Below are 23,835 nucleotides of genomic sequence, written 5' to 3' on the forward strand. Positions count from 1 at the left end.
CACATCATGGCACAACTCTTTACCCCATTTACACTAAAAAGTATCACCCTGAAAAATCGCGTAGCGATTCCTCCCATGTGCCAGTACAGCGCGGAGGAAGGCTTGGCGAACGATTGGCACCAAGTGCATTACACTGGATTGGCTCGCGGAGGTGCTGGATTCGTCAGTTGATCGCACAAGTCTCACAAACCTGTCCGAACCACTTTCTCTAGCCATTTATTGCTAAATCTCAATATTAGATGCACTTATAGGTGCCCGACTCCTGTCCCTCCGTTAAGCTAATAAATAGAGAAGGAAGCTTTCTTTCTTTCCGAGAGGTAGAGGTGTTTATGTTTGAAGTGTTCACCCATTTCGCAGACTGGCTAGCGTATGATTTAGTGACGCTCTCTCCATCGTCAAAAATTGGCGATGCTGTGCATTTCTTTATTGAAGATGTCAGCAAAATCTACGTACTTTTAGTCATCATGATTTATGTAATCGCTCTACTAAGAGCCAGCTTAAATGTTGAGCGTGTACGTCATTATCTTGTTGGTAAAAATCGAGCGGTAGGTTATGCGCTTGGTTCCGTTTTTGGTGCGATTACACCGTTTTGCTCCTGTTCAAGCATTCCTGTTTTCCTAGGTTTCACGTCTGCTGGTATTCCTGTAGGCATTACCATGTCATTTCTTCTTACTTCGCCATTAATCAATGAAGTGGCGGTGTTGTTGCTAATGAGCTTGTTGGGATGGAAGTTCACTGTACTCTATATCGTCGTCGGAATGACCGTAGGTGTACTCGGCGGCGCCTTCTTGGATGCCATCAAAGCGGAGCGCTGGCTACAATCCTTTGCCCAGAAAGCCTTAGCGGCGGGGCAAAATGCGCAGCTAGCGGATGCACCCGAAGCGGAACAGCTGTCCCTAGCCGAACGTCATCGCTTTGCCAAAGATGAAACGTTAGAGATCTTTGGTCGAGTGTGGAAATGGGTCATTATCGGTGTAGGGCTAGGTGCTGCGTTACATGGTTTTGTGCCCGATGGTTGGATCGAACAGTACCTTGGCAAAGGTCAGTGGTGGACTGTCCCAGCCGCCGTGGCACTGGGTATCCCCTTGTATTCTAATGCTACTGGGGTTATCCCGGTGATGGAAAGCTTGATTCAAAACGGCTTACCGATCGGCACTACCTTAGCGTTTTGTATGAGTACCGTGGCCGCCAGCTTTCCCGAATTTATCTTACTGAAACAAGTGATGCAGTGGCGTTTGCTGGCGACTGTGTTTGTCATGTTGTTGCTGTCTTTCACCTTGGTGGGATGGCTATTTAATGGATTTTCTTCTTTCTTATGAGGTGGCTATGAAACAAGAGACGAAACAAATCAAAGTTCTAGGAAGTGGTTGTACGAAATGCCAAAAAACAGCGGAGCTGATCGAGCGTATCGCTGCGGAGCAAGGTGTTGAAGTTAACATAACCAAAGAAACTGACGCCCAAGTCTTTTTACAGTACGGCGTCATGAGCACACCTGCCGTTATTATCGACGAGGTACTGAAACACTCAGGCTCGATTCCGCATACTGATCAAGTTAAAGGTTGGCTTGCCTAGCCTCATACCATCACCAGATGCAGAAGTTTACTTTTCTGTATCTGGTCCTTTAAAGTATTCGATTTTCCATATATGCTTCTATCCATATATATGAAATAACAGATATGGATAAAAGACTCTCATGACGACAGTTCCTGAAATGAACATCGGTCCCATCCAATTTTATAAATGCCTCGCGGACGATACACGTCTGCGTAGCATGATGCTGATCCAGCTAGAAGGCGAGCTATGCGTCTGTGAGCTGATGGAAGCCATCGACGAAAGTCAGCCGAAAGTGTCCCGTCATCTGGCACAGCTGCGAAGCTGTGGTCTACTGACAGATCGTCGTCAAGGGCAGTGGGTGTTTTACAGCATCAATGAAGCCTTGCCGGACTGGGCAAAACTGGTTCTACAAGTCACAGTGGCCGACAACTTAGAGACCATCGCCGCAGACTTAGCTCGATTGGAGAGTATGGGTGATCGCCCAGAGCGCACGAACGGCTGCTGTAACTAATCTTATTAAAATATCAATAGAGAGATCGCTATGACAATTAAAGTAGGCATTAATGGATTTGGTCGTATGGGACGTTTGTCGTTCCGTGCAGCATTTGACTGGGATGATGTGGAATTCGTACAGATCAACGATCCAGCAGGCGATGCGGCGACGCTTGCACATCTGATCACGTTTGACTCTGTTCACGGCCGTTGGCACCACGAAGCCAGCGCAGAAGGCAATGAGATGATCATCAATGGCCAGCGTATTCCTTGCACACAAAACAAAACCATCGGCGATACCGACTGGTCAGGCTGTGATGTGGTGATTGAGGCTAGTGGCGTGATGAAAACCAAAGCCTTGCTACAAGCTTATCTAGACCAAGGTGTGAAGCGCGTTGTGGTGACTGCTCCGGTGAAAGAAGACGGCGTACTAAACGTGGTAATGGGCGTTAACCAAGACCTTTACGATCCCGCACTTTACCCAATTGTGACCGCCGCATCTTGTACCACTAACTGTCTTGCACCTGTAGTGAAAGTGATTCATGAAAAATTGGGCATTGAACACGGTTCCATGACCACGATTCACGATATCACCAATACGCAAACCATCTTGGACGCACCGCATAAAGACTTACGTCGTGCACGTGCTTGTGGTGCCAGCCTGATCCCAACGACAACCGGCTCAGCGACCGCGATCACCCATATTTTCCCAGAGTTAAAAGGCAAGCTAAACGGCCATGCGGTGCGTGTACCACTGGCTAACGCGTCCCTAACCGACTGCGTGTTTGAAGTCAGCCGCCCGACAACGGAAGCGGAAGTAAATGGCTTTCTAAAAGAAGCTGCTGAAGGCGAGCTAAAAGATATTCTTGGTTACGAAGAGCGCCCATTGGTATCGGTGGATTACAAAACTGACCCACGCTCTAGCATCATCGACGCTCTATCGACCATGGTCATAAATGGCACACAAGTGAAGCTGTACGCTTGGTATGACAACGAATGGGGTTATGCTAACCGTACTGCAGAGCTAATGCGTATGGTCGGTCGATTGGATCTACAAGCCAAATAGTCAGCTCCTGTATAACCTGAGAACAGACACTTGGTTATGACAGCGCCGACCGACGCACATCCCTGTGCGTGACGGTCGGATCGCCCATCCATGGGCTTAGCGCTTGTCATAACCCAAGCGTCTCTAACAAACATCGCACAAGATTTCTGGAAACAAACGCCAATGAATCCACTAGCCAATCTTTCTCCAGCGATCCGCCAATATATGGTGGTCACGGGTAATTACTGGGCGTTTACCTTAACCGACGGCGCATTGCGAATGTTGGTGGTGTTGTATTTTCACGGTTTAGGCTACAGCCCGTTGCAAATCGCCATGCTGTTCTTGTTCTACGAGATCTTTGGCGTGGTGACTAACTTGGTCGGCGGCTGGCTCGGCGCGCGTCTTGGTTTAAACCGCACCATGAACATCGGGCTGTTTATGCAGGTGGTGGCGCTGAGCATGTTGCTGGTGCCCGCGAGTTTCTTAACCGTGCCTTGGGTGATGGGCGCACAGGCATTATCAGGCATTGCCAAAGACCTCAATAAAATGAGTGCCAAGAGCTCGATTAAGCTGTTGGTGCCCAGCGATGCTCAAGGCCAATTGTACAAATGGGTGGCGTTGCTCACCGGCTCTAAAAACGCACTCAAAGGCGTGGGCTTTTTCCTTGGCGGCGCACTGCTAAGTTTATTTGGCTTTAAAGGCGCAATCTTGGGGATGGCCGTGACGCTTGCCTTGGTGTGGATCGCCAGTCTGATCACGCTGAAGAAAGATCTCGGAAAAGCGAAGAATAAGCCAAAATTTGGCGACATCTTCTCGAAAAGTGCGGCCGTTAACTATTTATCTGCAGCACGTTTATTCCTCTTTGGCGCACGCGATGTTTGGTTTGTGGTAGCGCTACCCGTGTTCTTGGCCAGCACCTTTGGCTGGGATCATTGGTACGTCGGCGGTTTCCTAGCACTTTGGATCATTGCCTACGGCATCGTACAAGGCTTTGCGCCACGCTTCACCGGTAAAACATCTGGCAAAGTGCCAGACGGTCGCCAAGCTCTTGGCTGGGCGCTCGGGCTTGGCGTGATCCCCGCGGCGATTGCCTTAGCGCTGACCTTTGACTGGCAGATTGAGTTCGCTGTGATTGCGGGCTTATTTGCCTTCGGTGCTATATTCGCCATCAACTCCTCCCTACACAGTTATCTTATTGTCAGCTACGCAGGCAAAGATGGCGTCTCCCTCGACGTAGGCTTTTACTACATGGCCAACGCCATGGGCCGACTTATCGGCACTCTACTGTCTGGTTGGTTATATCAAGATTACGGCTTAGCGGTGTGTCTCTGGGTCTCGACAGGGTTTATTGCGTTGACCGCGTTGATATCAGTAGGATTGCCAAGGAACAAAGCTGGTGAATAATTCGCCAGTTTTGTTCCACTAACGTATACTGATACAAACATTCAAACTGGATTCATCGTTATGAATATCGAACACCTTTCCACAGAAGAAAAAGTGCAGCTTGCTGAAAAGCTTTGGGAAAGTGCTTACCAAGAGCAGTCGTCAGCGCCCATCAGTGATGAACAAAAAGCCATCCTAGACGCACGATCTGCTGCATTTGAGAAAGACCAAAACATAGGCACTGAGTGGCACTTACTTAAAAAACAATTAATGGAAGAGTAATGCCTTACAGAATTTTTGTTCGCAAGGAAGCAGAGCAAGATATTCGTGATTCTTTCGACTACTACAAACGAATAAGTCCAAAACTAGGCTATGATTTCGTATCTCGAACAGATTAAATCATTGCTCAAGTCGCTCTAACCCCTTTTCTCTACCAACTCGTTCACCGAGATACTCGCCGCGCTTTGCTCAAGCAATTTCCTATTGGCTTATATTTCAAAATACACGACGATCAAATCATCGTTTTAGCAATGATGAACAGCCGACGTGCTCCCAAAAATTGGATTGATCGAAATTAATCTATAAAGCTATGCTTACAGCCAGCTAAGAGGAATTTAACAGCGATGAAAAAAAGACGACACAATAACGCTACTGTGCCTAAAAGTAATCATAAGGAAGCACTATAGGGCGCAGCCGAATTAGAAATGTATATATCGTCAGAAGAACAAGTCAAACCATTCATCGAGAGCGTTGAAGAATCAAAAAGAGTATTAGAAGAACTTCTAGAAGAAATGGAGAAACCAAAAAGGGCTCTGGAAGCGATAGATCTCTGGTACAAAGAGCTGCCATCACAGACTAGAGAAGCTGTTGAATTCTTAGTAAATAAAGGATGGTTTTGCGATGATTTGGAGCACTTTGACCTTGAAGTCCTAAATGAAGGAAGCACTCTAGAATGGGAAGTAATCGAACATGAGATTGAAGAATACTTCGACGACCATCTCGATAGGATAGAAGGGAACATAATTTCAAGACTGAAGAACCCAGAGCGCGCAAAAATTATTGCTTCAGTATTTGAAGCTCACCGCAATGGACTTTATAACCTGACGGTCCCAACAACATCCGCTCAAGTAGATGGAATTTGCATTGATGCTACAGCTGATAAACATTTCTTTATGATGTCAGACAAGAAGCCTCAAGTATCCCCACATGTTTATAATTTAACGAAAGGTTATCTTACCGATGCTCTCATTGATGGAGTGTTTAAGGTCAAGATCCCAGTGAATCAGTCTAGCTGGGATCGAGACGAAAATTTTTCAGGGCTGAACCGACATCAAGTGCTACATGGCGAAGTCTGTGACTACGGAACCAAAATAAATAGCCTTAAAGCAATTTCTTTACTGAACTTTGTGTCTATAGCTCTAGCAGGTGGGTTTAAGTATCCATAGTTAGTCAAAAGGTTCGCTCGGAAACCGAGCTCCTACAAGTCATCAATATCAACTTCTACCGATGGCTCGTTTTCACGATCTTTGACAATGGCAGCCAATTCCAAGTCTTCCAATAGATCCGTTGTTAACTCCACTCCCATCTGATAAGCGATGACTTGCATATCCTCGAAGGGGATTTCAAACAGCCCTAAGCGAAACTGATAGCCCCAGCGTGGGTTATCACGGGTAAAGCTTAGGGTTTGCAGCAGTGGGCGAATCGGGCAGTGTTGCTGGCTGAGCCACACAACATCATGGCGGTAGGGCATAAAATCATCTGACATAACCACTTGATAAGGCGCGGAACTTCGGACAGCCCCCAATGCAGTAAAGCTTTGGCAGGTGTCTTTCTTTTGATAGGTAAAAGTAGGCGAGTAATACACAACGAAGGCATTGGGTTGCACCCGTTTTAACGGCCCTTGTTTGCCGTGGCACACCTGCATAAATTGCTCATTATAACCACGCGCCACATGATCGGTGCTGGCTACCGCGACCCAACAACGTGGCGCTGAGTTCGTGTTATTTTCCTTATCCAAGGTTGTTTGCTTTTCTGACATAGCATCGACTCCTTAACAGTTGGGTATAACATAAAACATTACACTGTCAGTTTCTGTCAGGAGTCGAGCACCCGCGCACTTATCGCACTAAGTCGCTATGATACAAGCGTTTTACTTGGGTCAATCCTCGTTCCATGTAAGCCTTGGTATAGTCCATTGCATGATGTTTATGGAAGTCTGCTTCGGTGGCGAAGCACTCCCATAATAAAAGCTGAGTCGGCTCATCTGGATTTTCATGCAGCTCAAATAAGCGACAGCCGGGTTCCGTACGTGTTTGCTCACTTAGCTGCTTAAGAGCGGCTTTAGTTTCTTCGACTCGACTAGCATCGGTGATTGCAAGCTCAGCTGTGGCGAAGTAGCCGCCAGCTAGAGTCGATAACGACTGCTTGCTAGGCAACGGTGCCGAGTCTGGATTTAAGCCTCGCTCTTGCAAGATATCTTGAACAGCAAACAATCCATTGAGTGCTGCAGGAAACCCCGCATAGACCGCCATTTGCATCATCACTTCAATGATTTCCTGGGGCGAACACCCGACATTGAGAGCGCCATGAATATGGACTTTTAGCTGGGGCGTAGCATTACCCATCGCCGCCAAGGCCGCGATCGTTGCGATCTCGCGAGACTTTAGATCCAACGCCTCTCGGCTGTAAATATCTCCAAATGGGAATTCGATCAGCAAGCGCGCAAAGTCCGGCGCAATACCTTCCATCGCTTGAATCACTTTCTCACCTTGCGCCCCATCGATCTCTGCTAGTTTTTGCCAACCTATCTGATAACGATCCGAATGCATAACCACCTCTGTATATTTGACGTTGAGAGGCGTAGCATGGCATTTTTCACAAACCGAATATGCAGCCAAAAAATCAATATAGGTTTTCAAAAATGGAAAGCAGTGCATTGAACTGGGACGATTCGCGGGTCTTTCTGGCGCTGGCGCGATCCGGCACACTCACTGCGGCGGCCCAGCAGCTGGAATTAGGCATTGCAACCTTGTCGCGGCGTATTGAGCGCTTTGAAAAAGCCCTTGGTATCGCGCTTTTCATACGCTCGCAAACTGGCTATGAACTGACGGAGGAAGGTCTAGCGTTGGTCGCCCATGCTGAGCAAATGGAAGCGGCCATGCTCGGATTTTCTAAGCAAGCATTGGATACAGTGATCTCTGGGACGGTGCGTCTGGCCACAGCAGAAAATCTCGCTACGCAATTGATATTGCCCAACCTCGCTCAGCTAAGACAGCAACATCCTGAACTCAACCTAGAGATCGTGACCGATATCCGCACAGCCAACCTGCATCGGCACGATGCTGATCTAGGCTTACGTATGACTAGGCCGACTCAGGGTAATGTGACCTTTCGGCGGATTGGCGAGTTGCGCTATGGGCTGTATCAATCAAGCCAACTGCCTGAGACGCTGACGCTAGATCCCCATAATGCGATTGGTTGGGATCACCATTATCAGGACTTACCTGCCGCCAAATGGCTAAGCTACGCGCTACATAGCGCGACGCCTGCGTTACGTTGCACATCAGTCGCCACGCAATTAGCCGCCTGCAAAGGGGGGTTAGGTATCGCCGTTCTACCGCAGATCGTCGCCAACAACGAACCTGTCCGTTGTGTAAAAACACTGCCCGAGTTAACCCAGCCCATTTATTTGGTCATTCATAGCGATTTACACCACAGCAAACGTGTTCGCTGCGTCGCCGATTTTTTAGCAGGGCTTGTCGACCAATCTGAGCTGGCGCTAGCGTGATCGACGCTTCGTCTACGATGGTTATTATTAAGGCATAAGTGTAGTTGTACGCTTGGCACGATAACGAATGGGGCTACGTTACCCGTACCGCAGAGTTAATGCGAATGGTCTCTGCTGTCATTATCAAGCTAGGCGTTAACCACTTACTTTGCTCATAAAAGGACTCAATATCTCATGGGAGCACTAGTCAATCCTTCGCCAGCGATCCGTCAATATATGGTGGATCGTTGGTAACTACTGAGCGTTTACCTTAACCGACGGCGCGTTGCGAATCTTGGTGGTGCACGCGATGTTTGGTTTGTGGTAGCGCTGCCGGTGTTCCTTGCCAGCACCTTTGGCTGGGATCATTGGTACGTCGGCGGTTTCCTAGCACTTTGGATCATTGCCTACGGTATTGTGCAAGGCTTTGCGCCACGCTTTACCGGCAAAGCGTCTGGCAAAGTCCCCGATGGTCGCCAAGCCCTAAGTTGGGCGTTAGTGCTTGGCATTATCCCCATTGCCATTGCCATTGCCATTGCCATTGCCCTCGCTTTAACCTTTGATTGGCAGGTTGAATTCGCTGTGATTGCGGGCTTATTTGCTTTTGGTACAGTGTTCGCCATTAATTCTTCGCTACACAGTTACCTTATTGTCAGCTACGCTGGTAAAGATGGAGTATCGCTTGATGTAGGTTTTTACTACATGGCCAATGCCATGGAGCGCCTGATTGGCACTTTGCTGTCAGGTTGGCTGTATCAGGATTATGGTCTATCGATTTGTTTATGGGTATCCGCGGGCTTTATTGGTTTAACGGCTTTGATCTCGGTAAGGTTACCTAAACATTTTTGAAAGTAGGTGCTTCCCTGCTCTTTACCAAGAAGCTCTTACTGATAAGAATATGCTAATGTTAAACGAATTATAGAAAAGTCTACTATTCGTCAGGGGAATCGATTCTATGCAGAAACCACCCGACTTTGCTGAGTTAAGCTGTCAACAGTGTGCTAAGGCCTGTGATTTAGGTTTTGAATTCTCGATGGCATTCCAACCCATTATTGATTGGGCTCATAAACGTGTTTTTGCTTATGAAGCGTTGGCGAGAGGCCCAGAAGGGCAGGGTGCTGGCTGGGTGTTTGCCCAAGTGAACGAAGATAATCGATATCGTTTTGACCAAAGTTGTCGGGTTAAGGCTATCCAGCTTGCGGCTAAGTTGGGAATTGAATCTTATCTCAGTATTAATTTTATGCCGAATGCTGTCTATCGCCCGGAATTATGTATTCGAACAACTTTAGCGGCAGCCGAGAAATACGGCTTTAATAAGAAGCGCATTATCTTTGAGTTTACTGAGAATGAGCAGATCATCGATAAGCAGCACCTGCGTAATATTGTGGAACATTATCTTGAACAAGGCTTTTTGACGGCGATTGATGACTTTGGCTCTGGCTATAATGGTCTCGAGCTTTTAACACACTTATCGACTAACTTTGTTAAGTTAGATATGAGTTTAATCCGAAATATTGATCAGGATAAAAAACGTCAGATCATTGTTCGTCAAAGTGTAAATATGCTTCAAGAGTTAGATATGTTTGTCATTGCTGAGGGGATTGAAACAGCAGAAGAGCGCGATACACTGCTTAAATTGGGGGTTAACTTATTTCAAGGGTACTACTTTGCCAAGCCTGCCTTTGAAGCACTTCCTGATATCAGTTGGAATTAATTGCCAGGCTTTATAGCTATCTTGGTTGGATAGCTATAAAGCGAAACGGTGAATAGCTTGCGCTCGCTCGGGGACCGAGCTCCTATAAGTCATCAGTACTTATTTGTATGGTGGAAGCATTTCCTCGTTGCTTGGCTAGAATATAGTTATGGAAATCCTCCTGATTCATGGGTTTAGCAATTAAGTATCCCTGAGCTTCATCACATTGGTGGTGTTTGAGTAGATCAAGGGTAGCTTGGTCTTCTATACCTTCGGCGATGGTTTTTAGACCGAGGTTTTGCGCCATTTGGATGATCGTGCGAACAATAATTTCGTCGTCTTTATTTCTAGACATATCACGCACAAACGCTTGGTCAATTTTTAGGGTATCGACTGAGAAGCGCTTTAAATAAGCAAGGCTTGAATAGCCTGTTCCAAAGTCATCGATGGATAAGTTACATCCCATCTGTTTCAGGCGTTTTACTTTCTCCAGCACGTTTTCAGCATCTTTAATGATGATAGACTCGGTAAGCTCGAGTTCAATCATATTGGCGGTGACGCCTGTGGTTGCTAAGGTCTGCCGAACAGTTTCCTCTATATCGCCCGAGGTAAATTGAATGGCCGAAAGGTTCACGGCTATGACGGTGTCGGTTAATCCCAAGGCATGCCAACTCTTTACTTGTTGACACGCTTCTTCTAACACCCATTTCCCTATTGCTACGATCTGGCCGCTTTCTTCTGCAATGGGAATGAATTTATTAGGGGGAATTAGCCCCAACTCAGGATGGCGCCATCGAATCAGAGCTTCGGCGCCAATAAGTTGATTGGACTTGATATCGATTTGAGGTTGATAATGCAGTTCAAATTGTTTCAGCTCTATTGCTTTCGCTAAACCCAACGAAAGGGTGTAGGTCTCGTTGGCGGTTCTATTCATCGCTTCGTTAAAAAAACGGTAGGTATTACGTCCTGAGGCTTTGGCTTCATACATCGCCATTTCTGAACGACTTAGAAGTGTATCCAAGTCTTGGCCGTCTTGAGGGTAGACTGCTATGCCCATCGAGCAAGATAAAGCAATGTATTGTTTAGCAAGCTGCTGAGGTTTAAGTAACTCAGCATGAATTTTGCGAATGAGTGGTAAACAAAACTCGACGCTGGCAAGCCCAGGAAGCAAAATATTAAATTCGTCTCCACCTTGGCGTGAGACAATACCTTGCGTATCAACACATCGACGCAGGCGGCCTGCTACCTTGCTCAAGAGCTTATTAGACTCGGTATAACCCAATAAATCGTTCACATTTTTAAAGCGATCCAGATCCAAGGAGATGATAGCAATATGTTCCTCGGAACTATTTTCTTTAGAAGAAACTTGGAGAAACTCTTGTTGTAGCTGTTTGTGGTTGGGTAACTCGGTCAGAGGATCATGAAGCGCAAGGAATTCGGCTTTTTCTTGATTCAGCATATGTTCATGTACATCAGAGAATATCCATACGCTGCCTTCATCCGGTTCGTCTGGGTTGATGGCATTGCCGGTCAATTCACACCATAAGTAGGTGCCATCCCGCCGAGTCATCTTGACACGCCCGGTAAACTTATGACCGTGGCCAAGTTCTCTATAGGCCTCGCTGCCAAATTCTTGATAGGCCTCTAGGCTTTCATAAAACTCATGTGTAGGCAGCCCATCTGCGCCGCCATGATCGTAGCCTAACATTTCCTCAAGTTTGCGATTGCAGGACAGGATCACTCGATTCTTAATCCATGCTAATCCAACAAGGGCATTGTCAATCAACGCTTCTTTTTCATTGAGAAGACGCTGGAGCGCCTGTTCATGTCGCTTACGTTCAGTGATGTCTCGACCAACGACGGTAATAAAGTGCTGCCCTTCAAAGCGCGCGAATCGACAGGTCAATTCAAGCCAGACGGATTGTTCATTGTGCTGGATAGAGAGTTCGTTAGTCAGCTCATCCATGTTGTCTTGCTCTTTGACCAGTTGACGCAAATGTCTAATCAGCTCGGCGAAAGAGGATTCTGGATACTTATGTGTTACGTCTCGATGACGCCCATTAATGATGTCTTTTGCTTCTAGATCAAAGAAGTGACACACAGGTTCATTCACATCACAAATCTGGAAAGGTTGTAGGGACAATAAAATGACCCAATCAGATGTGAAATCTAATAAAGCACGGAAGCGTTTTACCTGCTCAGCATTTTCTTTCAGCTGTGGATAATAATTCTTGCGTACTGACCGTTCACCAAGACCAATAATTTGCTCTAGACGAGAGCCTGCTGATTTTGGGTTACATGGCTTCGCCATAAAGAACCTTTAAATCAGCCATGGATGCATCTCTTGGATTGGTAACTAGACAAGCATCAGTGTATGCATGGGTTGCTAGCTCAGGAATATCTGAGCTGTTTACGCCGACTAGAGAGAGTTTATTTGCGATCCCTAATCGGTGTCGCATGTCCATGATTTGTTGAGTCACACGTTTGGTACATTCTTGAACAGACATGCCTCGTGTGTCGATTCCCATCGCATTGGCAATGGCAAAATAGCGTTCACCGCCTCCAACCATGTTGAAGCGTAAAACATGATCAAGCAACAAGGCATTGCACTCACCGTGAGGTAAATCCAAATACCCGCCCAAGGAGTGTGCCATAGCGTGAACAGCGCCTAAGCTAGCATTGGAAAAAGCCAGACCTGCTTGCAGAGTGCCGAGTAGCATATTTTCTCGTGGCTCAATCTGAGAGGGTTTCATAACCGCAGCTTCAAGGTTGGACCAAATCAGGCTGATGGCTTTTAGAGCATGGATTTCAACAATAGGTGACGTTGCTGTCGATACATAGGCTTCGATGGCATGGGTTAGAGCGTCCATACCTGTACAAGCAGTTAGAGCCTTGTCTAGTGTCGTGGTGGTTTCTGGATCGATCAGAGCAACGTCAGGGACCATCGTCTTACTAATAATCGCCGCTTTATAACGCTCTTCAGTGTTCATGATGATGCAGAATTGCGAAATGTCCGCAGCTGTTCCAGCGGTGGTAGGGATGCAAATGAGCGGCGGTCCGGGCAGGTCAACCAAATCAATGCCTTCAAAGCCTAAAATATGACGACCATTGGTGTGCACAATGCCGATCGCTTTGGCGCAATCAATGACACTACCGCCACCAATGGCAACGATCACATCACATTCCTGCTCTGCATAAAAGTCCGCACCAGCCATGACTTCATGATCTTTAGGGTTGGATGTAAGGCCTGAAAAGATGACGGACTCAATGCCTAGTTCATCTAAATCACTGACCGCGTCTTTTACCCAGCCAGCGTTTATAACACCTGTGTCGGTTACGATTAAGACACGTTTAGCCGCCATATTTTTGGCATAAATAGCGACTCTATGCCTCGCACCAACGCCAAAAATAAACTCAGGTGCAACAAACTTTCTCATCTCGTACAACGGCATAATGTACCTCGGAATATTGTTATTATTAATCCATGAGACCCATACAACTCCATGCATTAAAGCTTAGCTGAGCTTATGCCAAAATTTAACCCGAAAGATTGTTAAGATTAGTAGCCTAGTGTCAACCTACAAGGTAGGTCTATTCGAACGAGTGTCCTACTGCCATGAAAAGGCGGCACTCTTCACATCGCACTTCAATGTTTGTTCAGAAGCCTCAGATAAGTAGAGTTGCTGTGCGGCAGACTTTCCATAAGTCAGATAGTCAGAGCAGACAGCGCTTTGCCCATTGCCTAAGACGATCTTGCTCCCCGCATTGAGTCTGCAGCTCACAAGCTTATCCAAAGGGGACCATTGATAGCAGATTTCATATTCTTTTCTGTAATCGGCAACCAATCCACTAGGCTGATAAAATGACCACCATTGGCCAAACTGGCTGCTAGGATTGGTACTGTTCCAAGCTCGATAAATAGGAACTTCTGTATTCGTTTTTGCTTGGTAAACTTTGCCTTGGCATAACTTGCCCTGATTCTCTTCACCCAGCGCTGCAGCGAGTAGCTCAGGATCAGAGATTTCATCGAAATAAGGCACTAAATGCTCAGGTAAATCTGTGGTACCTAAGCACGGTGAGGAGAGTTCCGTAGGTGTTGCAGGTAATGAATCATCAGGCTGAGTAGCACAGCCCGTTAATAGGATAACAACGGGTGCAGTCGCGAGAATTCCTTTCATAATGGCTCCATAAAAACAGCATTTGATTGCGAATGCGGGTAAATATACCAGAAGCTTATTGTACGCGGCTAACTTGTTATTCAATCAGATTTCAATTCATCTTCTGAGGGGAGCCAAGCTCAAGACAACGCGCTGAATCAGCTGGGAGTGCTCTTCACTAGGTAAAGGAAGAAAGAGTAATTACCTTGTCCCTGACAGAGTCAGGTCGTACAGAGACAAGACTACAGAAGTGGGACTTACAACTCAGTCCCTTCTGGTAGGGTGACAAAGATCGAGTGGCGTATTTCGTTGTTTAAGGCTTTGGAGCAGTGGCCTTCGCCTTCGGTGTCTTCAAGCAGTAATACATCTCCGCCTTTAAATTGGCGGGTTTCACCGTTTGATACTTTAAACTCACAGCTGCCTTTGATGATAAACAGCAATTGGCGCTGTGGCGCTGGGTGCCATTTAAAATCGTAGTCGGCTGGGGTTTCACGAAAGATCATCTCGCCCGCAGCAAAACGCTCCGACAACATACCGATCGGCCCACCATCGCGTACATCAATATTCACTTCACCAAAATGGCTCTTGCCCTGATCGTCATTATAAATTCGAGTAAATTGCATCGAGTAATCCCTGTAACTATCCTAGGGGTCAGATCCCTTAAATGTTGAGTGACTGAGTCTTTGAATGCTTTCGTTAAAGGGATCTGACCCCTTTAATGCAGCGCTTACTTAAGACTCTGCAATGTATGGCTTAACACCGCCAAAGTGGCCACTACATCCTCTGTTATAATCGCTTCCGCTGGATGATGGCTAATGCCTTTGTCACAGCGCATAAACAGCATCGCCACTGGGCAAATCTCCGCCATGGCCATGGCATCGTGGCCAGCACCGGAGAATAGGGTATGCACATCGATGTTTTGTGTGGCGATGGCATTACGCAACACGCTTTGCAGCTCGGCATCACAATGCACAGCGTTGGCGCTATGAGTTTGCTGATGTTCTAAGATAACATTGCGTTTAGCGGCGATCTTCGCCAAACGATCCATTAGATCGACTAAGGCATCATCACGTTGCTGATCGTGTTCGCTGCGGATATCCAATGAGAAAACCGTTTTGCCAGAGATCACATTGACGCCATTTGGGCGGTTACTGATCTGGCCGACGGTTGCGACGACGCCGTGTTCTTTGGCAACGGCTTCCACCGCTAAAATCATTTCACTGCTGGCCGCTAGAGCGTCCAAACGCATTGGCATGGGCACAGTGCCCGCATGACCTGCCATACCGGTAACGGTAAATTCAAAACGTTTGGCTCCTGCGATGGCGCTGACCACACCAATAGGGAGGTTTTTCTCTTCTAAAACAGGGCCTTGCTCAATATGCAGTTCAAGGTAGCCTTTCAAATTGTCTGTAGGAATCGCTGCTTCGGAGACTTTATCGAAGCTTAAGCCGAAGTTTTCCAGCGCCCCGACAAGGCTAATGCCATCTTCGTCTTTTAACTCCGCCCAGCTCGCTGGCCATTGACCGGTTAACGCACGGCTGCCTAGCAAAGTCGAACCAAAGCGGGTGCCTTCTTCGTCACCAAAGCCCACGATATCTAAATGGAAAGGTAAACGGATACCTTCCGCTTGGAACGCCTCGATTAAGGTCACCGGAGCGACCACGCCAAGCATGCCGTCGTATTTGCCACCGTTGGGTACCGTGTCCAAATGACTGCCCATAATAAAGCGCGGTGCGTTGGCATCTGCCGCCTCAAAACGGCCCCACAGGTTACCTGCTTGGTCTTGCCAAGTTTGCATGCCTGCGGCTTCCATCCAGCTGCCTACCAGTTGGTTGGCTTCTTTATGTTGCTCAGTCAGGTAGCGACGGTCGAGGTGCTCGGATGATTGGCTAATCTTGCCAAGCGTCTCCAAGCGTTCCATAACCTCTTGGCCAAGGCGTTTGAAATCCATCATAGGCTAGCCTTTTGTGCTGAAGCACTTTCTTTTGCAGAGGAATAGACTGCCATAGCAGTGTCGACACCTTCACCATTTGGCAGCGCAAAACCTTGACCGCGAAGCACGGTTTCAAGGGATTGAAGCGTGTGCAATACCGCGTCTTGGCGCGCGTTGTAGCCCATGGTGCCAATGCGCCACACTTTGCCTTTTAATGGGCCAAAGCTGGTGCCGATTTCGATGTTAAAGATGTTGAGCATATCGTGACGCACTTTCTCGCCATCGACATTGTCAGGAATGGTCACGCCCACCACGTTGCTCATTTTATTGCTTAGATCACCGTATGGCTTCAAGCCCATCGCTTGAATGCCTTTTAGCATGGCATTGCCAGCTAATTGATGGCGGGCGATGACCGCGTCTTGGCCTTCACGTAGTAGTTCCACCGCACATTGGCGCGAGCCGAATAGCATGGTTGCGGCTTCTGTATGGTGGTTTAGGCGCTCTTCGCCCCAGTAATCCATGATCATGCCAAGGTCGAAGTAGTTTGAGCGAATGCGCGAACCCACAGACTCTGTATGGTGTGCATCACGAATACCTGCTTCCACATGGTGACGTTTACGTACTGCTGCCACGAAACGGTCGTTGTAGCTGACGGGCGCACTACCAGAGGGGCCGCCAAGGCATTTTTGCAGACCTACTGATACCGCATCGATTTGCCAAGCATCCATATCAAATGGGTTACCGCCAATAGAAGCCGTTGCATCTGTGTACAGCAGCACATCGTGGGCGCGACAGATGCCACCGATGTCATTTAATGGCTGCAACATGGTCGTCGAGGTATCACCTTGCACGATGGCTAATACTTTTGGCTGCACTCGTTTGATCGCTTCTTCGATTTGTTGAGGATCGAAGACTTCGCCCCAAGGCACTTCAATAGTGTGTACTTCCGCGTCGGCACGCTCTGCGATCTCTGTTAAAAGATGACCGAAGCGCCCGAAGATCGGCACAAGCACTCTATCGCCCGGCTCCAGTACGGACACCAAAGACGCTTCGATGCCCGCACGAGACGTACCATCGATTAGGAAAGTCTGCTGGTTTTGTGTATGAAAGACCTGACGGTACAGCGCCATCACTTCATCCATGTAACTTGTCATGGTCGGGTCGTATTGACCGACAAGCTGCGTTGACATGGCTTGCAACACACTTGGGTAACAGTTGATTGGGCCTGGGCCCATTAGCAAACGTGGTGGAAATTGTAGAGGTTGCATGGGGTAGCTCCTACGCTAAAACTTGATAAAGCATTCGAAGACCAGTGAAGATCAGTGTTACCGCGAACACTTTTTTCAGCATGGCAGCGTTTAAACGGTTCGCAAGGCCCGCACCCACTGGTGCGAACAATACCGTCAGCGGAATAATGCAGGCGGCACCGACTAGGTTAACCAAGCCAAATGTGCCAAATGGAGCGTCTGCTGGTGTTTGTCCAACGATCAACATAGTGATTGCTGCGGGTAGCGAAATAATCAGGCCTACCGCTGCGGCGGTGCCGACGGCACGGTGCGCTGGGTAATTACAGAAGGTTAGCGTTGGCACGGTTAGCGTCCCGCCACCGATCCCCACCATAGAACTGAAGAAACCGATACAAGTAGCGATGATGCTCTGACCGCCTTTACCAGGAAGAGACTGGAAAAATGCGTCTTTCTTACCCAGCAACATATTAAGCGCAGATAGGGTTGCAATCACACCGAATAACAGCGTTAGCCACTGGCCTTCCACACGTGTCACCACGAAACTACCGATCAACACACCTAGGAAAATAAAGAAGCCCCAGGCTTTCAGCAGTTGGAAGTCCACATTGCCTTTCGCATTGTGGGCGCGGATCGAGCTAATTGATGTCGGAATAATGGTCGCCAGAGAGGTAGCTGTCGCCACGAGCATGGCTGAGTCAGCACTGACGCCTAGGCCTTGATATAAGAAAAACAGCACCGGCACGATTACAATACCGCCACCAACGCCTAACAGACCTGCCAAGATACCCGCGACTACGCCCGTGCCCATCATGGCTAAAATCATGGAATAGTTTTCCATTATGAACGACATGTTTTACTCTCTTTAACGTTAAATATGTTGTTGTGTTCTCGGAACAGCAACGCCTTCACGGCCTGGCTTAGACGGCACACCCCTGTGCCGATTAAGCCTACGCAATCATCCTGATTGCTGGCCTTGAAGGGGTGCCTGTTCCTATTTAAGTCAGACAATTGAGCGAGAAGATGACTACGAAAAGCGTAAGCCCATGGATGGGCGTGCCCAACGAACGGCGCTTTCATAATCAACTTCGACGCATTTCAGACCAAATAACCTAACCAGAATGACTAGCAGAAGAAACGGCTAAACCATCACTGCGTGGGTCGGTGGCTGCGTCGGTGTTGCCCTCTGGGAGCAACACCACGGCGCCAGCATGGCCCATTAATTCATTGCACGCTGGCACAGCGATTAGGTCGTGACCGCGGGCAATCAATGTATCTGCGGCATCGGCCGCGAAATCACTTTCCACTTTCAAGTTATGGCTTACATCTCCCCAAGTTCGGCCCAGTAACCAACGGCCTGAAGCGATGCTCTGTGCCAATGGTTGCTTGTGGTAAACATAACGGCTGAATAGTGCCGCTTGGGTTTGTGGTTGGCCTTCACCGCCCATGGTGCCGTAGCTGATACGACGGCCATCGTTAAGCTCTGCAAAAGCAGGGTTTAGGGTGTGAAATGGCTTTAAATTCGGTTTAAGTTCTTGCAAATGGCCTTTTTCAAGGCTGAATGACGAACCTCGGTTGTTCCATACAATACCGGTGCTTGGGCTGACGATGCCACTGCCGAACTCCCAATAAAGGCTTTGAATGTAGCTCACCATGCGACCTTCGCTGTCACAGCAGCCCATCCAAATGGTGTCGCCGTGTTTCGCTGGGTGTGGCCAAGTTTGGGCTCGGTCGATAGCAATTTTTTCCGCCATGGCGGATAGACTTTCATCGCTCAATAGGTCTTGTAGCTCAATGCTTAAACGCGCTGGATCGGTGACATATTCATTGCGCGCAATAAAAGCTTGTTTAGTGGCCTCGATCAGTAGGTGCGCCATATCGGTTTCACCACCATCGCCCAACTGATGAATGCGATCATACAGCGCCAAGATGATTAAAGACGCAATACCTTGAGTCGGTGCCGGCAGGTTATAAAGCTTGCCTACGCCTGTTTCTACGCTTAACGGCGTGACTTCTTCTGCACGGTAATCGTGGAAATCCGCCAAACGAATTGGTGAGCCAGCCGCTTCAAGATCGGCTGCTAGTTTCTCAGCAAGCGTACCGTGGTAGAAATCGTCTAAACCGACTTCGGCTAAGTGTTTTAGCGTTTGTGCCAAGGTGTTCAGAGTTAGGCGGTTACCTTGAGTTAGGGCTTCGCTTTGATCCAAAAATTGCGCAAAGCCTGGTAACGCTGACAAATCATCATGTACTTTTTGGCTGGCCGCTTGCAGACTTTCCGTAATTTCAATGCCATTCTCAGCATGATCGATGGCGTTTTGTAGCAGTTCGCTTAATTTCTTAGGCGCTTGCCAGAACGCGCTGATGTCTAAGGCTTTTTGCCAACCGGCTACCGCGCCTGCCATAGTGACAGCAGCTTTACCGCCTCGGGCTGGAATGGCTTGCTCCCCTTGGAAGAAGTCCAGTGTCGCAAGTTGTGCCGCTTTGCCCGAGGCATCGATGCCGATAGGGGCTTTGCCGGGCTCGCTGACCAGCCAAAAACCGTCGCCGCCTAAGCCGTTCATGTGCGGGTAAACCACGGCAATAGTGGCCGCTGCTGCGACCATGGCTTCGATGGCGGTGCCGCCTTGTTCAAGGATGGCTTGGCCTGCTTTGGTGGCTTCGTGATGTGGCGCCGTAAATGCAATCGAAGACATGCGTTACTCCATTAGGTTTTTGGCTAGGGCTAACAAACTTAAATCGCTACCACGTGGGCCAATAAGGGATAGGCCACACGGTGCGCCGTCAATGTCACAAACCGGTAAATGCAATTGCGGCAGACCGCATAATCCAGCAATCGCTGTGAGCTCTAAAAGTTGGTTGCGGTATTCTGCTAACTCATTGTCTTGCATGGTTAAAAGTGGTGCGCGACCCGGTGTAGTTGGCAGTATCAAGACAGACCCTTCAAGCTGCTCATCGAGCCATGTTCGAAACTTGGCTTGTTGTGTTTTTGCTTGAGCAACATCATTGGCGCTGATGGTTTTGGTCCACTCAAAACGGCTGGCAATATCCGCTGCAAAATCGGGATCATTCTGCGTGATCCAAACGCCGTGTGTTTGCCAGATTTCCGCGCCCTGTAAAGTGCGGAAGGTTGCGCCGGTTTGCCAGTACACAGGGTCGATTTCAAGGCTTTCATCTATATTGAGCTTACCTTGATTTACCCAAGTATCTAGCTGCTTAAGTAGCGCATCTTTGTGTTCAACTTGTTCGATTAATGCTCTGGCAATCAGTGTCTTAGAAAGCTCTGGCTGTTGGTTAGGTAACAGCGTTTTGGCAACCTTGATTAGCTCATCAAGGCTACGGGTCATAACGCCAACCGTGTCAAACGACGGTGCCAACGCCACCATGTTATCCGTGGCAATCACGCCATGAGTAGGGCGTAAACCAAACAAGCCGTTGTAGCTCGATGGCACACGAATCGAACCGCCGGTATCCGTGCCAAGGCCAATCTCAGCCAGCTTACCAGATACGGCGACAGCAGAACCTGAAGACGAGCCGCCAGGTAAACGCTCAGGTGTTATTGGGTTTTCTGGTGTGCCGTAATGAATATTTTGCCCGTTTAGACTGTAAGCCAGCTCGTCGGTAATCGTCTTTCCGACGAACTGCGCGCCTGCGCTCAGCAAGGTGCTAACGCTAGACGCGGTTGATATGGGGAGATCATGAGTGGCGAGCCAAGTGGGATTACCCGCTGTGGTCGGCAAACCTTGCATATGAAACAAATCTTTCACCGCGAGGCGCATGTCCGACAAACTACCGGATGCCGCTGTTTTGTGCTCAAACACTTTACCTTTTGTTGGTGTAAGGAATGGGCTGTGTGCAGTGAAGTGTTTCATGAGTTGCTCCTGTCTCTTAAGTTATGAAACAATTGTTTCTTTATTTTGTCAACTGAAACAAATAGAGCTAATGCAAAAACTATGCTGACCAAAATGACTTGGGGAGTGCTTCGATCCGAAAGCCTGCAATTTTGTGCACTTCATTCAAAGCGCGACGAAACTCTGTCTCGACTGAGTTAGGTAAGCGTGCTTCGAAGCCTTCAAGAATTTGGTCTTTGGTGGCACCTTTCACTGCCATGATAAATGGAAAACCAAATTTATCTCGGTAGCTTTCGTTCAAGAAAAGAAAATGCTCGAGCTCTGGAGGTGTGAGTTGATCCAGTCCTGCGCCAGCTTGTTCATTGGTGGAAGCATTGGTTAATTCTCCTGCCAAAGCGGCCTTGCCGGCTAGGTCAGGATGGGCACGAAGTAAGGCAAGCTGAGTGTTATGATCGGCCGCTTCGATAATGTCATGCATGGCTTGAGTGACCGCAGTTTGTGGGTCGTCTGGATGATGCTTCAACGAATCACGCTTTTCATATAGAGCCTCGGCAACCCACTTTGAATGCTCGTAGATATCTTTTAAGTGGTTGATAAAACTAAATTTATCTTGTTCAAGCAGAGGTGTGCTTGCTGTATTCATAGCGGTGTATTCCTTGGTATTTATGATTTAAGTGTGCTTAGCTGATGCCAAGTTTGGGTGTTGTTGCTGGCATAGATTTTGTTCTAACACTTTCCGCTGTAAGCATGGCAAAGTGCAAGTGTATTTTTCCAAGTGGTTCATCTGAGCTTATTTTTATAAGGAGTTTTTATGGGTTATTTAACCTCTCATATTCTCGACACGACTCGTGGTGTGGCCGCGTCAGGTGTCACCATTGAGCTTTACCAATTAGCCGAAGACGGCGCACGAAGCTTGGTTCACAAAACCTTGTCTAACCATGATGGCCGCTGTGACGCGCCGCTCTTGGAAGGTGATAACTTCAAAGCAGGGCGCTACGAATTAGAGTTCGCCATTGGTGATTACTTCGCAGAGCAAGGCATCGAAATGCCTGAGCCTCGTTTTCTCGATGTGGTGGTGTTGCGTTTCGGTATCGCCGATGAAGATAGCCATTACCACGTACCGTTGCTCGTGACACCATACTCCTACAGCACCTATCGTGGAAGTTGATCGATCGGTTAACTTTTGCGTCATGCTAGTGCGTGTGCATCATGGTAGTGCAGCCTCACTATCTACGTGATCGGGGGCGGTGGCTAGGGTAAAACACTGAAACCTTTGTTTCATATGGGTTTTGATGGAAACAAACGTTTTGGGTACGAATCTTGCCATTAGGGTGTAAGGAAACACCGAATGAACAAGGGGAATACCATGAAAGCAATCATCATTGGTGCAGGCATTGGCGGCATGAGCGCCGCAGCCGCTCTAAAACAGCAAGGCATCGAATGTGAGATCTTTGAGGCCGTTAAAGAAATGAAACCCGTTGGTGCCGCTATTTCTGTCTGGTCTAATGGCGTCAAATGCATGAACCACCTAGGCATGGGCAGCATCATGGATAATTTGGGTGGCCCGATGCACAGAATGGCTTACAACGAAGGTATTAGCGGTGCCACCATGACGCAATTCAGCTTAGCTCCGTTGGTAGCTGAAGTGGGCGAGCGACCATGTCCAGTATCGCGCGCAGACCTGCAAGCGCAGATGATTGACTGGTGGGGCCGTGAAAAGGTTCATTTTGGTAAGCGCTTAGAAGCTGTCACACAAACGGATACCAATGTTACAGCGACTTTTACCGATGGTTCTACGGTAACGGGCGACTTTATGATTGCAGCAGATGGGGCACACTCCATTGCCCGTGAATACGTACTCGGACACAAAGTAGAGCGCCGCTATGCTGGCTATGTGAACTGGAATGGCTTGGTAGAAATCGATGAGGCTATTGCCCCAGCCGATCAATGGACCATGTTTGTCGCAGATGGCAAACGTGTCTCCGTCATGCCGATTGCCGATAATCGCTTCTACTTCTTCTTTGATGTGCCACTGCCTCTTGGACTGCCGCAGGATCGCAGCACCGTTAAACATGACTTAACAGGCTACTTCCAAGATTGGGCGCAACCCGTGCAAACGCTGATCGACGCCATTACCCCTGAAACCACGAACCGCATTGAAATCCATGATGTAGAACCGTTTAAGCCATTGGTAAAAGGTCGAGTTGCCTTACTTGGAGACGCAGGTCACAGCACCACGCCGGATATTGGCCAAGGTGGCTGCGCGGCACTCGAAGACGCTGTGGTGTTAGGACAATGCTTTGCAGAAGAAGACAGCATTGAACTGGCCCTTGCTGAGTATAACGACGCACGAGTGGATCGTGTGAAAGATCTAGTGCTGAAAGCACGTGCACGTTGTGACGTGACCCACGGCTACCACCCAGAAACCACCCAAGCATGGTACGAAGAACTTCGTAGCGAAACTGGCGAAGGCATCATGAAAGGACTGTCAAAAACCATCCTCGGCGGCCCATTGGGCTAGCCTACTTCGGGTGGTAACCTCAACAGCAAACCGAAGTCCCTATTTGTAGGACCTCGGTTTCGAGGGATCAATTCTCAAACTAGGTTGCATTCCTAGGTCGCCAGCTTCCCTGTTATTTTGTGCAGTGTATTACTTGCTACTTTCTGTTTTCGTCTAGTGCTTAATGGATCATTGGTGGCTATGATCTCATTGCACGGGC

At 48.2% G+C, this 23,835-nt stretch carries 24 protein-coding genes and 1 pseudogene; 13 read left to right on the forward strand and 12 right to left on the reverse strand.

Features of this window, described 5'->3' with window-relative positions; genetic code table 11:
- Window positions 1-6: 6 nt before the first annotated feature.
- From JHD44_RS06045 to JHD44_RS06080, 8 genes are all read left to right on the forward strand, one after another.
- On the forward strand, window positions 7-171 hold the full coding sequence (locus tag JHD44_RS06045; protein WP_199461873.1) for a hypothetical protein: 165 nt from the start codon (window positions 7-9) through the stop codon (window positions 169-171).
- 158 nt (window positions 172-329) lie between these two features.
- Window positions 330-1,319, forward strand: coding sequence for a permease (locus tag JHD44_RS06050; protein WP_199461874.1), 990 nt, complete (start codon window positions 330-332; stop codon window positions 1,317-1,319).
- A gap of 7 nt (window positions 1,320-1,326) precedes the next feature.
- On the forward strand, window positions 1,327-1,572 hold the full coding sequence (locus JHD44_RS06055) for a thioredoxin family protein (protein WP_199461875.1): 246 nt from the start codon (window positions 1,327-1,329) through the stop codon (window positions 1,570-1,572).
- 121 nt (window positions 1,573-1,693) lie between these two features.
- A complete protein-coding gene (locus JHD44_RS06060; RefSeq protein ID WP_233401817.1) occupies window positions 1,694-2,065 on the forward strand; it encodes a metalloregulator ArsR/SmtB family transcription factor in 372 nt (123 codons plus the stop codon).
- 30 nt (window positions 2,066-2,095) lie between these two features.
- A complete protein-coding gene (locus JHD44_RS06065) occupies window positions 2,096-3,112 on the forward strand; it encodes an ArsJ-associated glyceraldehyde-3-phosphate dehydrogenase (protein WP_199461876.1) in 1,017 nt (338 codons plus the stop codon).
- Between the two features lie 162 nt (window positions 3,113-3,274).
- Window positions 3,275-4,495 carry an organoarsenical effux MFS transporter ArsJ gene (arsJ, locus tag JHD44_RS06070; RefSeq protein WP_199462053.1) on the forward strand — a complete coding sequence of 407 codons (1,221 nt, stop codon included), beginning with the start codon at window positions 3,275-3,277 and terminating at the stop codon, window positions 4,493-4,495.
- 60 nt (window positions 4,496-4,555) lie between these two features.
- Window positions 4,556-4,756, forward strand: coding sequence for an addiction module protein (locus JHD44_RS06075; protein WP_199461877.1), 201 nt, complete (start codon window positions 4,556-4,558; stop codon window positions 4,754-4,756).
- Between the two features lie 422 nt (window positions 4,757-5,178).
- The gene (locus JHD44_RS06080) at window positions 5,179-5,919 is read left to right on the forward strand and encodes a hypothetical protein (RefSeq protein WP_199461878.1); all 741 of its coding nucleotides are present in this window, start codon (window positions 5,179-5,181) and stop codon (window positions 5,917-5,919) included.
- Window positions 5,920-5,951: 32 nt separating this feature from the next.
- Here the strand turns inward: JHD44_RS06080 and JHD44_RS18885 are convergent, their stop codons facing one another.
- Window positions 5,952-6,512, reverse strand: a complete 561-nt coding sequence (locus JHD44_RS18885) for an EVE domain-containing protein (protein WP_199461879.1) — start codon at window positions 6,510-6,512, stop codon at window positions 5,952-5,954.
- A gap of 79 nt (window positions 6,513-6,591) precedes the next feature.
- On the reverse strand, window positions 6,592-7,302 hold the full coding sequence (locus tag JHD44_RS19210; protein WP_199461880.1) for a carboxymuconolactone decarboxylase family protein: 711 nt from the start codon (window positions 7,300-7,302) through the stop codon (window positions 6,592-6,594).
- 92 nt (window positions 7,303-7,394) lie between these two features.
- Between JHD44_RS19210 and JHD44_RS06095 the strand changes: the two genes are divergently transcribed.
- From JHD44_RS06095 to JHD44_RS06105, 3 genes and pseudogenes are all read left to right on the forward strand, one after another.
- Window positions 7,395-8,261 carry a LysR family transcriptional regulator gene (locus JHD44_RS06095; protein WP_199461881.1) on the forward strand — a complete coding sequence of 289 codons (867 nt, stop codon included), beginning with the start codon at window positions 7,395-7,397 and terminating at the stop codon, window positions 8,259-8,261.
- A 273-nt stretch (window positions 8,262-8,534) separates the two neighbouring features.
- Window positions 8,535-9,089 (forward strand): annotated as a pseudogene (locus JHD44_RS06100) (MFS transporter); the annotation flags it as partial.
- Between the two features lie 106 nt (window positions 9,090-9,195).
- Window positions 9,196-9,954 (forward strand): EAL domain-containing protein, encoded by a 759-nt coding sequence (locus JHD44_RS06105; RefSeq protein WP_199461883.1) that lies wholly within the window; start codon window positions 9,196-9,198, stop codon window positions 9,952-9,954.
- Between the two features lie 82 nt (window positions 9,955-10,036).
- Here the strand turns inward: JHD44_RS06105 and JHD44_RS06110 are convergent, their stop codons facing one another.
- The 10 genes from JHD44_RS06110 to uraD all read right to left on the reverse strand — a co-directional run bounded on the left by JHD44_RS06110 (window position 10,037) and on the right by uraD (window position 21,758).
- Window positions 10,037-12,244, reverse strand: a complete 2,208-nt coding sequence (locus JHD44_RS06110; RefSeq protein WP_199461884.1) for an EAL domain-containing protein — start codon at window positions 12,242-12,244, stop codon at window positions 10,037-10,039.
- Entirely contained in the window at window positions 12,228-13,385 is a 1,158-nt protein-coding gene (ercA, locus tag JHD44_RS06115; RefSeq protein WP_199461885.1) for an alcohol dehydrogenase-like regulatory protein ErcA, read from the reverse strand. Before ercA ends, JHD44_RS06110 begins: the two co-directional genes overlap by 17 nt.
- A 156-nt stretch (window positions 13,386-13,541) precedes the next feature.
- Window positions 13,542-14,111: a hypothetical protein gene (locus JHD44_RS06120; RefSeq protein ID WP_199461886.1), complete on the reverse strand. Its 570-nt coding sequence runs from the start codon at window positions 14,109-14,111 to the stop codon at window positions 13,542-13,544.
- A gap of 236 nt (window positions 14,112-14,347) precedes the next feature.
- Window positions 14,348-14,713, reverse strand: a complete 366-nt coding sequence (locus JHD44_RS06125) for an AraC family ligand binding domain-containing protein (RefSeq protein ID WP_199461887.1) — start codon at window positions 14,711-14,713, stop codon at window positions 14,348-14,350.
- Between the two features lie 104 nt (window positions 14,714-14,817).
- A complete protein-coding gene (locus JHD44_RS06130; RefSeq protein ID WP_199461888.1) occupies window positions 14,818-16,044 on the reverse strand; it encodes an allantoate amidohydrolase in 1,227 nt (408 codons plus the stop codon).
- On the reverse strand, window positions 16,041-17,291 hold the full coding sequence (locus JHD44_RS06135; protein ID WP_199461889.1) for a pyridoxal-phosphate-dependent aminotransferase family protein: 1,251 nt from the start codon (window positions 17,289-17,291) through the stop codon (window positions 16,041-16,043). The genes JHD44_RS06130 and JHD44_RS06135 overlap by 4 nt, the downstream gene beginning before the upstream one ends.
- Before the next feature lie 10 nt (window positions 17,292-17,301).
- The gene (locus tag JHD44_RS06140) at window positions 17,302-18,120 is read right to left on the reverse strand and encodes a sulfite exporter TauE/SafE family protein (protein ID WP_199461890.1); all 819 of its coding nucleotides are present in this window, start codon (window positions 18,118-18,120) and stop codon (window positions 17,302-17,304) included.
- Window positions 18,121-18,379: 259 nt separating this feature from the next.
- A complete protein-coding gene (locus JHD44_RS06145) occupies window positions 18,380-19,960 on the reverse strand; it encodes a gamma-glutamyltransferase family protein (RefSeq protein ID WP_199461891.1) in 1,581 nt (526 codons plus the stop codon).
- A gap of 3 nt (window positions 19,961-19,963) precedes the next feature.
- Window positions 19,964-21,136 carry an amidase gene (locus tag JHD44_RS06150; protein ID WP_199461892.1) on the reverse strand — a complete coding sequence of 391 codons (1,173 nt, stop codon included), beginning with the start codon at window positions 21,134-21,136 and terminating at the stop codon, window positions 19,964-19,966.
- Window positions 21,137-21,215: 79 nt separating this feature from the next.
- Window positions 21,216-21,758, reverse strand: coding sequence for a 2-oxo-4-hydroxy-4-carboxy-5-ureidoimidazoline decarboxylase (gene uraD, locus JHD44_RS06155; protein WP_199461893.1), 543 nt, complete (start codon window positions 21,756-21,758; stop codon window positions 21,216-21,218).
- A 168-nt stretch (window positions 21,759-21,926) separates the two neighbouring features.
- Here uraD and uraH point away from each other — a divergent pair, with 168 nt between their 5' ends.
- On the forward strand, window positions 21,927-22,283 hold the full coding sequence (uraH, locus tag JHD44_RS06160) for a hydroxyisourate hydrolase (RefSeq protein WP_199461894.1): 357 nt from the start codon (window positions 21,927-21,929) through the stop codon (window positions 22,281-22,283).
- A gap of 198 nt (window positions 22,284-22,481) precedes the next feature.
- Window positions 22,482-23,636 carry an FAD-dependent urate hydroxylase HpxO gene (hpxO, locus tag JHD44_RS06165; RefSeq protein ID WP_199461895.1) on the forward strand — a complete coding sequence of 385 codons (1,155 nt, stop codon included), beginning with the start codon at window positions 22,482-22,484 and terminating at the stop codon, window positions 23,634-23,636.
- The last annotated feature ends 199 nt before the right edge of the window (window positions 23,637-23,835 follow it).

This window comes from Marinomonas ostreistagni (assembly GCF_016461785.1).
Lineage (GTDB): Bacteria > Pseudomonadota > Gammaproteobacteria > Pseudomonadales > Marinomonadaceae > Marinomonas > Marinomonas ostreistagni_A.